The organism is Nocardiopsis akebiae, assembly GCF_018316795.1.
GTDB lineage: Bacteria > Actinomycetota > Actinomycetes > Streptosporangiales > Streptosporangiaceae > Nocardiopsis > Nocardiopsis dassonvillei.
Genome location: NZ_CP074132.1, coordinates 4,793,685 through 4,804,243, shown reverse-complemented (window position 1 = coordinate 4,804,243; position 10,559 = coordinate 4,793,685). Strand labels below are relative to the sequence as shown.

Here is a 10,559-nt window from a genome sequence, read left to right as displayed (position 1 = left end):
CTTCTGTGCAGGGTTCAAAAACGGCAGGAAAAATCGGGGAAAAGGGGAATCCGACCGATCTTCACTGATAACTTTACAACGCGCGGATCCGATTTCCAACCCGATTGGAAATCTGCTGTCCGAGACCGATGTCACCGGTTCCGCCAATGGCGGCGCCATTAAAAGCCATTCTATTTTCATCGGAAGATATCGCGAGGAGTGGAATTCCCATGGACCTGCGGCATCCGCCCATCAGCCCGTGGCTGCGCCGGCCCCAGCACCGCCCGCGCGCGGACGTGCGGCTCGTCTGCCTGCCCCACGCAGGGGGGTCGGCTTCCTCGCTGCGGCCGTGGCAGTACCTGCTGCCACCCGGCATCGAGGCGTTGTCCGTGCAGTACCCCGGGCGCGAGGACCGGTTCGGCGATCCCATGGTCGACACGATGTCCGAGGTCGTCGACTCGGTCGTGGACGCGCTCGACCCCCTCCTGGACCGCCCCTACGCGCTCCTGGGCCACAGCATGGGAAGCGCCGTGGCCTACGAGGTGGCCGTGGAGGCGCGTCGGAGGGCCATCCCGGCCCCGGTCCGGCTGTTCGCTTCGGGGCGGCCCGCGCCCCACCACGTCAGGCCCGGGGACGTCCACCTGCGCGACGACGAGCAGCTGGCGGCCGACCTGACCCGGCTGGGCGGCACCCCGCCCGAGGTCCTGGCCGACGAGGAGCTGCGGACCGCGGTCCTGCGCTACGTGCGCAACGACTACCGGCTGATCGAGACCTACCGGCCCACGCGGGCGGAACCGCTCGACATGCCCGTGCACGTCTTCGTCGGCGCACAGGACCCGGAGTGCTCCGAGGAGGCCGCGGCGACCTGGCGGACCACGACGACCGCTGAGGTCACGACCGAGGTGTTCCCGGGCGGCCACTTCTTCCTCGCGCAACAGCGCCGTCCGGTCGCGGCGGCCGTCGCCCGGGCCCTGGGACACGCACCGACCGAGACGCCACCCGCCTGGCCCAGCACACCCTGACGCCACTACGACGAGGGAGATCACCATGGTCGCCGACTACTACACGGCCTCGGCCGAGTTCTACGAGATGGTCGCGGCACGCCATGTGCGCACCAGTGCCGGACCGCTGCGCGAGGCGCTGGCCGGGGTCGTCCCCGGCACCGGCCCCGTCGTCGAGATCGGAGCCGGAACCGGCCGCATAACCGAAGTGATCGCGAAGGCCCTGCCGAGTGCCCCGATCATCGCCGCGGAACCGTCCACCCCCATGCGGGCGATGCTCACCAGCCGGGTCGTCGGCGACGACGACCTGCGCCGACGCGTGACCATCAGCGCCGAACCCGCCCAACGCCTGCGGCTGCCCGACCGGGTCGGCGCGGTGGTCGTCTTCGGAGTGGTCGGTCACCTGACCAGGGACGAGAGGCTGGCGCTGTGGCGCCGACTGAGGGCACACGTCCCGCCGGGCGCGCCGGTCGTCGTGGAACTCATGGGCACCGGTTCCGCCAGAGCCGTTCCCCCCTTCCGCATGCTGCGGGAGCGCATCGGCGAGCAGACCTACGAATGGTGGACGCGGGCCGAACCCGTCGAGGGCGCCCGGACCGAGGTCCTTCGGTGGGAGACCACCTGGAAGGTCCTCCGCGGTGACACGCTGGTGCGCAGCACCAGCGACACCTACGTGTGGGAGAACCTCAGCATCGCCGGGCTCGCGGAGGAGGCCGGTATGACCGGGCGTCTGGTCGGCGAGCCCGGCCTGCCCGGAGCCCCCGAGGTCGGCGTTCTCACCTTTCCGGAGCCCGACCGGGACCGCTGACCGGTCCCGTCGGCGGTCCGCCCCGTACTCCGGGGCGGGCCGAGCCGCCCGCTTCGCCCGACGCGAGAAGTCCACTCCGACCGGCCCCTCCTCCCGTCCCGGGCGAGGGGCCGCGTCCCGGCCCGGCCTGTCTCCTGCGCTCCCGCAGCCTCACCGCCTTCGGCGGCACTTCATGAGAAACAGCGCCGGATGCACACGATAGGCGCGTTCCGGCGGGGTAGGTGCACAGGCGCCCCTGCCCCCCGGCTCCCCAGGAGAAGGTCTCCCGCGACGCCGCTCCCACCGGTGCCCGCGACCCCCTGCGGGGCCGCACGCGCCGCCCGAACAGGGCGGCGCCAGACCCTTGACACACCGGTGCTTGTGCAAGATGGTTGCTTACCTTGATGGTTAATGTTTGGTTCCGTGGAAAAATGTGGGGAATGGTCCTCATGTGCACGGCGCACATGCGTGAACGGAGTAAGAACATGGGCGCACCCCGTCCTGAGGTGAAGACACGGGTACCGGTTCGCGACGCCGCGTCCTTCGTCGCCCGAGATCCGGTGCCGACCCGCGCGCATCACGTCCGAAGGTGTGAACAGGCCTGCCAAGGAGGGGCCGCCGCGTCGAGGGAGGACCAGCCGACGTGACCGTGCTAGCACAGGACTCCCTGCGTCTGGACGCCAACGCCGTCGACTACACCCTGCTCGCTGTGTACTTCGCGTTCGTGCTGGGCATCGGCTTCATCGCCCGGCGTTCGGTCTCCAACAGCCTCGACTTCTTCCTGTCGGGGCGTTCCCTGCCCGCCTGGGTGACGGGTCTGGCCTTCATCGCGGCCAACCTCGGCGCCATCGAGATCATCGGCATGTCGGCCAACGGCGCCAACTACGGCATGCCGACCATGCACTACTTCTGGATCGGCGCCGTCCCGGCGATGCTGTTCCTGGGCCTGGTCATGATGCCGTTCTACTACGGCTCCAAGGTCCGCAGCGTCCCCGAGTTCATGCTCCGACGCTTCGGCACCGCCGCCCACCTGCTCAACGGGATCAGCTTCGCGGTCGCCCAGATCCTGATCGCGGGCGTCAACCTCTTCCTGCTGGCGACCATCGTGGACGCGCTGCTGGGCTGGCCCCTGTGGCTGTCGCTCCTGGTGGCCGCCGCCATCGTCCTCAGCTACACCGCGCTGGGCGGGCTCTCCGCGGCCATCTACAACGAGGTGCTCCAGTTCTTCGTCATCGTCGCGGCGCTGCTGCCGCTGACCCTGGCCGGACTGAACCGGGTCGGCGGCTGGTCGGGCCTGGTGGAGGAGGTCACCGCCTCGCCGCAGGGAGCCGAACAGCTCTCCGCCTGGCCGGGCAACGCGCTGACCGGTTTCGGCGACAGCTTCCTGAGCGTCCTCGGCATCGTCTTCGGCCTCGGCTTCGTGCTCGCGTTCGGCTACTGGACGACGAACTTCGTCGAGGTGCAGCGCGCCATGGCCTCCAAGAGCATGTCGGCCGCGATGCGCACCCCCATCATCGGCGCCTTCCCCAAGCTGTTCATCCCGTTCATCGTCATCATCCCCGGGATGATCGCGGGCGTGAGCGTCTCGGAGATGGTCCAGCTCAAGGCCGGTGAGAACCCCGGCGTCGACTACAACGACGCGATCCTGCTGCTGATGCGCGACGTGCTGCCCAACGGTCTGCTGGGCGTGGCCCTGGCCGGTCTGCTCGCGTCGTTCATGGCCGGTATGGCCGCCAACCTCAGCTCGTTCAACACCGTGTTCACGTACGACATCTGGCAGGCCTACGTCGTCAAGAACCGGCCCGACTCCTACTACCTGGGCATGGGCCGGTGGGTCACGGTCGGTGCCACGGTCGGCGCCGTGGGCACGGCGTTCATCGCCTCGGGCTACTCCAACCTGATGGACTACCTGCAGCAGCTGTTCTCGTTCTTCAACGCGCCGCTGTTCGCCACGTTCATCCTCGGCATGTACTGGAAGCGGATGACGCCCCACGCCGGTTGGAGCGGCCTGGCTGCGGGAACCCTGGCCGCCGTGGGCGTGTTCCTGCTCGCCGAGACCGGCGTGCTGGCCCTGTCGGCGCAGGGCGCGAGCTTCGTCGGCGCGGGCGCGGCCTTCGTGGTCGACATCCTCGTCAGCGTCGTGGTCACCATGTTCACCCGGCCCAAGCCCGACTCCGAGCTGGTGGGCCTGGTGCACTCGCTGACCCCGCGCGAGTCGCGCAAGGCCTCCACCACCGGTGAGGACTCCGGCTGGTACCGCCGACCGGGGTTGCTGGCCGGGATCGCCCTGGCACTCGTCATCGTCCTGAACATCATCTTCGCCTGAGCGACCCCGAGAGGTGCACCGTGCTGAGACAAGCTGGCAAGGAGGTCATCCGATGAGTGCTGACAGCCCCGGAACGAGGAAGGGCCGCACCGCCTCCCGGGTCTTCGACATCCGCACGATCATCGCGCTGCTGTTCGCGATCTACGGCGTCGTGCTGACCGTCATGGGGTTCTTCACCTCGCCGGAGGAGATCGAGCAGGGCGGCACGAACCTGAACCTGTGGTCGGGCCTGGGCATGCTCGCCTTCGCCGTGTTCATGGGCGGCTGGGCGCTGGTCAAGCCGCTCAGGGCCCCCGAGGAGCCGGGCCCCGACGCCGAGGCCTGACCCGCGCGGTCACACGGGCCCCGGGCGCGCGACGCGCCCGGGGCCTCATGCGTTCGGGAACCCCCGCAGCAGGTCCCGCACCAGGTCGGGGCGTTCGTGCAGCGCGAGGTGACCCGCGCCCCCGACGGTGTGGACGGGGGCGTCCAGGAAGAGCAGGGCCGGGCTGTGCAGCAGGTCGGGGGAGAAGAAGGGGTCGTGCGACCCGGTGGCGACGCTGACCGGGGTCCGCCGCCAGTGGTGCAGGGCCTCCGCCCGCAGCGGCCGTGGCGGCAGCGCGTTGACCGCGCGGCAGGACCGGCCGACCAGGGTCGTCCACTCCAGCAGGGTGGTGTCCCGGGGCCCGGCCGTGCCGGGGCCGCACATGGCGCGCAGCAGCGCGGAGCTGGACCGGGCGCCGGGGTGGAACCTCCAGCGCACCAGGGCGGCGGCCAGGGCGGTGCCGCCGGACGCCGGTGTCAGGCCGCCGGGGTTGACCAGGCAGAGCCCCGCCACCAGGGGTCCGGGGGTGGCCGAGAGCGCGATGGCCGCGCCGATGCCGTGGCCCAGGACCAGGACCGGGCGGTCGGTGATCTGCGGCAGCACCTCGTCCAGCCAGCCGCCGTAGTACGCCGGGCGCTCGACCAGGGGCCGGACGCCGTCGCTGAGCCCGGGCTGTCCGGGCGGGTCGGCGATCAGGACGGGGCGGTCCTCGGCCAGGACGCGGACGGCGTCCAGGAGCGTGGCCGTGCTCAGGACCGATCCGGGGAGCACGAGGACCGGGACGCCGGGGCCTCCGGAGGCGGTGAAGACGCGGGTGACGCCCAGGGAACAGGGGACGGTCGCGAGCGGAGCGAGCAGGGGCTGGGCGTTGAGCCTGTCCCAGCACCAGTCGTGGACGGCCTGCTTGGTGGTCCGGGAACGGTAGACGCGCTGTGCGGGGGAGGGGGCGGGGTGGTTCACGTTGCCTGGTTCCGTGGAGACGCCGGGTTGGTGGACCCGACTGCCGACACACCTAACTGCCCATCGTACGCCCCCGGGGGGTGTTCGAACAGAGGGAGCGCGCGACCTGTGCGTTCGCGCCGAGGCGGTACCCGGGCCCGGCCCCGGGACGGGAGAGCACAGTCGTGACGTCTGTGCCGACCACCCGTCTCGCACGCCCCGGGCCACTCGGACGGGCTCACGAGTCCCGCACGCGCCCGACGCCTCGCGCTGTTCATCTGTTCCCAACGGCTGGCCACTCGTGCTGCTCACGTGCCCCACGCGCACCTGGCTCCCTGCGCCGCACGCCAGACTCGCGTGGTCGGGAGAGCGCCCGCGAATCTGACGCCTCGCGCCACCCGCCCGCCCCGCGGGTCCCGGGGCGGCTCAGATCTGCTTGGCCGCCGTGACCGCCGACGCCACGAGCACCACCGCCGCGAACCACAGCGCCCCGGGCGCGCCCACCGCGCCCGCGAACCCCGCGCCCACGGCCGGGATTCCGACCTGCCCGAGCCGGTTGCCCCAGATCCGCAGCGCCAGGGCGGCCCCGCGCGAGCCCTCCGGCGCGGCCGTGGCCACCGCCGACATCGTCAGCGGTTGCCCCAGACCCAGCAGGAACCCCCCGACGGCCAGTACCGCCCCCAGCACGAACACGTTGCCGACCGGCAGGGCCACCGCCGCCATCGACAGGCCCGCGGCCCCGGCGCTGACCGCGATCAGCGTCTCGCGCGACCACCGCAGCACCAGCCTGGACAGCACCAGACGGGACAGCAGCGAGAACCCCGCGCGCAGGCTCAGCAGGACGCCGACCGCCATCGGCGGGATGCCGCGGTTCTCGGCGACCAGCGGCAGGTAGGCGGTGAGGATGTCCACGGCCGAGAGCAGCGCGAGGCTGGCGAACAGCCCCGAGGGCAGACCCGGCCTGCGCAGCAGTTCCCGCGCGGGGGTCCTCTCCGAGCCCTTCTCGCGCGAGGGCGCGGGCATGCGCACCCGGACGAAGGCCAGGATGGGCACCAGCCCCAGCCCGCCGATCACCGCGGCCAGGAGCAGTGCGGCGGAGGTCGCCGACAGCAGCGCGTCCCCAGAGGCGTCGGCCAGCATCGCGCCCGACAGCAGGGGGCCCACGAGCTGGCCCAGGGAGGCCGCCGCGGTGAACCACCCGAAGTCGCGGTCCAGGTTCCCCGGTGCGGCCAGGCGCGCGATGAGCCCCTGACCCGCGACCATGCACAGCAGGTGGCCCATGCCCAGCACCGTGCTGGCCGCGGCGATCGCGAACAGGTCCGTGCCGTACGCCAGCAGCAGCGAGCCCGCGCCGAGCACCGCGGCGCCCAGGCCGACGATCCACGCCGTGCGCCGGGACCGGTCGGTCGCCCGCCCCAGCGGGACCGCCACCAGCAGGGGCAGCAGCGCGTAGGCGGCGGTGACCAGCCCGACCGCCACGGCGTCACCGCCCAGGGCGATCGTCCGGTAAGAGACCAGGGGACGGGCGAGGTTGAGCGCGGTGTGGGTGCACATGACGCTCAGTAACAGCGGCCAGAGCCACGACGCCCCCCTGACGCGGCCTCTTCCCAACGTTCTCTCCCCCCTCGTCCGAGTGTTCCCCGTCCGACGCCGCGGAGCCCCGGGGGCTGGGGGTTCCCCGGGGACGTCCGATGACGTGACCATCCGGTTCTACACGGTGCCCGCCCGGCGCTCGTCGGCCGGGGTCGCGGACCGGCCGCGGGCACACGGGCGGGAGGGGCCGGGGCGGAGGAAGCACCGCCCCGGGGCCGCTGGGCGTCAGCCGCCGATGAAGACGGGGCTGTCCCTCTCGTGCACGTCCAGGGTCTGCCCGGGTTCGATGGCGGCCACCACGTCGCCCGTGCACTCGGGGCCGCTGAACACGAAGGCCCGGGTGTCGGTCTCGTTCACGACCCGCGCGGGGAAGTAGTGCGGTTCGTAGTAGCAGCCGTTGGGGTCGCTGTAGCGGTCCCAACCGATCGTCAGGAGCCCCGCGGCGGCGTGGGCGGTGGCGGTGGCGAGACGGACGGCGGCGCTGGCGGCCGGGGCGGCGGTGACCAGGCGGCGCACGGTTCTCCCGTGGGTCGGGCGGCCCTTGCGGCCGCCTCGGCACGGGGGCTAACACGGGGGCTAACGGGGTCCATGACACCGCGTACCGGGTTCGTCGCCCGCTGTCCGCAAGCGGTCGGGCGGGTGAGAACGCACGGTTCGCGGGGTAGCCCCCTCAGACCGTCCCATGTCCGGATTCGCGGTGTTCTCGCGGCTCGTTTCCGTGTGCCCCAGGCGGTGAGTCCTCCGGGCCGGACCGGGGCCGTGCTCGTCCGGGGCCGGGCGCCTGGCCGGACCGGGGTGTCAGGAGCCGTCCGGCTCCCGGTCCAGGGCCTCGCCCAGCCAGGCCCGGGCCCTGTCCAGGTAGTCGTGGGCGATGGAGGTCCCGGCGCCCCAGGAGTCGAACCCGTGGGGAGCGCCGGGCTCCAGGTGGAACGTCGTGTCCACCCCGGCGTCGCGCAGCCTGTGCGCGTACTCGCGGGACTCGTTGTGGAACAGGTCGATGTCGCCGACGCCGATCCAGGCGGGCGGCAGGCCGCTGAGGTCCTCGCGGCGTGCGGGCACGGCGTAGCGCGGGACCGCGGCCGCGCCGGGTTCGGTACCCAGGTAGGAACGCCAGCCGAAGCGGTTGACCTCGTTGTTCCAGACGCGGTGGCGGACCCTGTCCAGGTCGCGCCGGGCGGCGGTGCGGTCGTCGAGCATGGGGCACAGCAGCCACTGGCCGACCGGTTGCGTGCCGCCCTCGTCGTGCAACCGCTGGACGAGTGCTGCGGTGAGGCCGCCGCCCGCGCTCTGGCCGCCGACCGCCACGCGCGCGGGGTCCACGCCAAGGGAGGCGGCGTTGTCCTGGAGCCAGGTCCAGGCGGCGTGGCAGTCGTCCAGGGCGGCGGGGTAGGGGTCCTCGGGGGCCATGCGGTACTCGGCGGAGACGACGGTGATGCCCAGTTGACGGGCGGTGGCGTTGCACAGCGGGTCATCCTGCACGGCGCGGCCCATGACCAGACCGCCGCCGTGGACCCAGACGAGGGCGCCGTCCGAGCGCTGCTCGTCGGGGCGGTAGACCCGTACGCCGGGGGCCGCCTCCTCGGGGAGTTCCATGGTGACGCCGGGCAGTTCCCGGGCGTCCAGGTCTTCCATCAGTCTGCGCGTGAGTCGCAGGGCCCAGGGCCGGTGTACGGGGATTTCCGGTGAACGGAGCAGGGGGCCGCGCAGCTCCGGTGCCACCCTCGACAGCTTCACGACAGCGGTCCTGGAACGGTGGTCGTCGACACGGGGCCTCCCTCGGTTCGCGGGCGGGCGAGCAGGGCGTCGCGCCGTCCGCCGCCGGGCGGCGCGGATGCCGTACGAGCATACCGGAACGGGTTGCGGGGGCGGATGCCCTGGTCGTGTGTCCGTGCGTCCGCGCCTGTGGTCCCTGGGGCAGAGGGGGGTTCTGGTTACCCGGCCCCGGTTCCGCGCGACCACGGCCCTTCCGGGAGACTCCCCGGAAGGGCCGCCGCGCTCCCTCCGCTGCCTACGCGCTGTACTGGTACGCCGGGTAGGTCAGGTACCCCCGGTCGCCGCCCTGGTAGTAGGTCGCCTCGTCCACCGGCGCGATCGGCAGCCCGGTGCGCAGCCGCTCCACCAGGTCGGGGTTGGCGATGAACGCGCGGCCGAAGCTGATGAGGTCTGCCCCCAGCCCGAGCCAGCGGTCGGCTTCGGTCCGGCCGACCTGCTTGGGCCCCATGGGGAGTACCGGGTTCATGATGAGGGTGGTCGGCCAGGCGCGGCGCAGCTCCAGCAGCAGTTCCTCGTCGGCGGTGGCTTCGAGGTGGACGTAGGCGATCCCGATGCGGGCCAGTTCGGCCAGCAGCGCGGTGTACATCTCGCGCACGCCCGTCTCCTCCACCCCCCAGAACCCGGCGCCGGGGGAGAGGCGGATGCCGGTGCGCTCGGGCCCCACGGCGTCGGCGGTCGCGGCGGTCGCCTCGACGGCGAAACGGATCCGGTTGGCCACCGAACCCCCGTAGGAGTCGGTGCGCAGGTTGGCGTTGTCCGAGAGGAACTGCGAGATCAGGTAGCCGTTGGCCCCGTGCAGCTCGACCCCGTCGAACCCGGCGGCGACCGCGCGGCGTGCTGCCCTGGCGTAGGACTCGGCCTGCTCGGGCACCTCGGCCTCCTCCAGCGCACGCGGCACCGGCGCGGGCCGGGGGCCGCTCGGCGTGAACACGTCGCCCACGGCCGCGACGGCCGAGGGGCCGACCGGTTGCGTTCCGGTGGTCTCGGGGTGCGAGACGCGTCCGCCGTGCATGATCTGGGCGAAGACGCGGCCGCCGTTGGCGTGCACCGCTTCGGTCACCGGCTTCCAGGAGGCGACCTGCTCGTCGGTGTACAGGCCCGGCGTCCCCGGGTTGGACTGCCCCACCAGGCTCGGCTGCACCCCCTCGGAGACGATGAGCCCCGCGGTCGCGCGCTGGGCGTAGTACGCCGCCATGGACGGCGTCGCCAGCCCGCCCTCCGCGGCGCGGACACGGGTCATCGGCGCCATCACGACCCGGTTGGGCAGGTGCAGGTCGGCGAGCCGGTAGGGCTGGAAAAGGCTGGTCACGACAGGTTCTCCTCTGTGGGCGGTGTGCCCCGGTCGGGCACGTCGACTACGCTAAAACCTGACATCGACGTGAGGGGCAAGCGGCTGTGTCACAGGTCACGGGGGAGGAAGTCGTGCGCATCGGGGAACTCGCCAGGCGGACGGGTGTGAGCGTCCGGTCCCTGCGCTACTACGAGGAGCAGGAGCTGCTCGCCAGCACCCGCAGCGCCAGCGGGCAGCGGCACTACAACGAGGCCGCCGTCGAGCGCGTCGCCTTCGTCCAGCGGCTGTACGCCGCCGGGCTGTCCAGCCGCACCATCGCCGAGGTGCTGCCCTGCGCCGAGACGCCCAGCGAGCGCAACTCCGACGCGGCGATCGAGCGCATGGCCCAGGAGCGCGACCGGCTCACCGAGCACATCGCCGAACTGGTGCGCACGCGCGACGCGCTCGACGGCCTGACGGAAGCGGCCCTCGCCTACCGGGAGCGGTTCCGCTCCGGCGCCGTCGCCTGACCCGCTCCGCCGGAGGGCCCTGGCCGTACCGACGGGAGAGGCGGGTCGGTTCGCACT

The 10,559-nt window shown here is 72.4% G+C and carries 10 protein-coding genes; 5 read left to right on the top strand and 5 right to left on the bottom strand.

The features are described 5' to 3' along the window. The first annotated feature begins 209 nt into the window (after window positions 1-209). From KGD83_RS20600 to KGD83_RS20585, 4 genes are all read left to right on the top strand, one after another. A complete protein-coding gene (locus KGD83_RS20600; RefSeq protein WP_212640736.1) occupies window positions 210-1,001 on the top strand; it encodes a thioesterase II family protein in 792 nt (263 codons plus the stop codon). A 25-nt stretch (window positions 1,002-1,026) separates the two neighbouring features. Then, on the top strand, window positions 1,027-1,788 hold the full coding sequence (locus KGD83_RS20595; RefSeq protein ID WP_212640735.1) for a methyltransferase domain-containing protein: 762 nt from the start codon (window positions 1,027-1,029) through the stop codon (window positions 1,786-1,788). A gap of 622 nt (window positions 1,789-2,410) precedes the next feature. Then, entirely contained in the window at window positions 2,411-4,093 is a 1,683-nt protein-coding gene (locus KGD83_RS20590) for a sodium:solute symporter family protein (protein ID WP_212640734.1), read from the top strand. Window positions 4,094-4,145: 52 nt separating this feature from the next. Then, entirely contained in the window at window positions 4,146-4,418 is a 273-nt protein-coding gene (locus KGD83_RS20585; RefSeq protein ID WP_212640733.1) for a hypothetical protein, read from the top strand. 45 nt (window positions 4,419-4,463) lie between these two features. On the opposite strand, the gene KGD83_RS20580 is transcribed toward KGD83_RS20585, so the two are convergent. The 5 genes from KGD83_RS20580 to KGD83_RS20560 all read right to left on the bottom strand — a co-directional run bounded on the left by KGD83_RS20580 (window position 4,464) and on the right by KGD83_RS20560 (window position 10,011). Next, a complete protein-coding gene (locus KGD83_RS20580) occupies window positions 4,464-5,357 on the bottom strand; it encodes an alpha/beta fold hydrolase (RefSeq protein ID WP_212640732.1) in 894 nt (297 codons plus the stop codon). Window positions 5,358-5,762: 405 nt separating this feature from the next. Then, window positions 5,763-6,890 carry an MFS transporter gene (locus tag KGD83_RS20575; protein WP_212640731.1) on the bottom strand — a complete coding sequence of 376 codons (1,128 nt, stop codon included), beginning with the start codon at window positions 6,888-6,890 and terminating at the stop codon, window positions 5,763-5,765. Window positions 6,891-7,154: 264 nt separating this feature from the next. Beyond that, window positions 7,155-7,445, bottom strand: a complete 291-nt coding sequence (locus tag KGD83_RS20570) for a hypothetical protein (protein ID WP_212640730.1) — start codon at window positions 7,443-7,445, stop codon at window positions 7,155-7,157. Window positions 7,446-7,727: 282 nt separating this feature from the next. Further along, window positions 7,728-8,561 carry an alpha/beta hydrolase gene (locus KGD83_RS20565; protein WP_249351978.1) on the bottom strand — a complete coding sequence of 278 codons (834 nt, stop codon included), beginning with the start codon at window positions 8,559-8,561 and terminating at the stop codon, window positions 7,728-7,730. Window positions 8,562-8,937: 376 nt separating this feature from the next. Further along, the gene (locus KGD83_RS20560; RefSeq protein ID WP_212640728.1) at window positions 8,938-10,011 is read right to left on the bottom strand and encodes an alkene reductase; all 1,074 of its coding nucleotides are present in this window, start codon (window positions 10,009-10,011) and stop codon (window positions 8,938-8,940) included. A gap of 113 nt (window positions 10,012-10,124) precedes the next feature. On the opposite strand from KGD83_RS20560, the gene KGD83_RS20555 reads away from it, so the two are divergent. After that, entirely contained in the window at window positions 10,125-10,502 is a 378-nt protein-coding gene (locus KGD83_RS20555) for a MerR family transcriptional regulator (RefSeq protein WP_212644523.1), read from the top strand. Window positions 10,503-10,559 lie beyond the last annotated feature (57 nt).

Coding starts and splice junctions, on each gene's coding strand:
- KGD83_RS20600 (WP_212640736.1), top strand. CDS start 210: ATGGACCTGCGGCATCCGCCCATCAGCCCGTGGCTGCGCCGGCCCCAG.
- KGD83_RS20595 (WP_212640735.1), top strand. CDS start 1,027: ATGGTCGCCGACTACTACACGGCCTCGGCCGAGTTCTACGAGATGGTC.
- KGD83_RS20585 (WP_212640733.1), top strand. CDS start 4,146: ATGAGTGCTGACAGCCCCGGAACGAGGAAGGGCCGCACCGCCTCCCGG.
- KGD83_RS20575 (WP_212640731.1), bottom strand. CDS start 6,890: ATGTGCACCCACACCGCGCTCAACCTCGCCCGTCCCCTGGTCTCTTAC.
- KGD83_RS20565 (WP_249351978.1), bottom strand. CDS start 8,561: ATGGAAGACCTGGACGCCCGGGAACTGCCCGGCGTCACCATGGAACTC.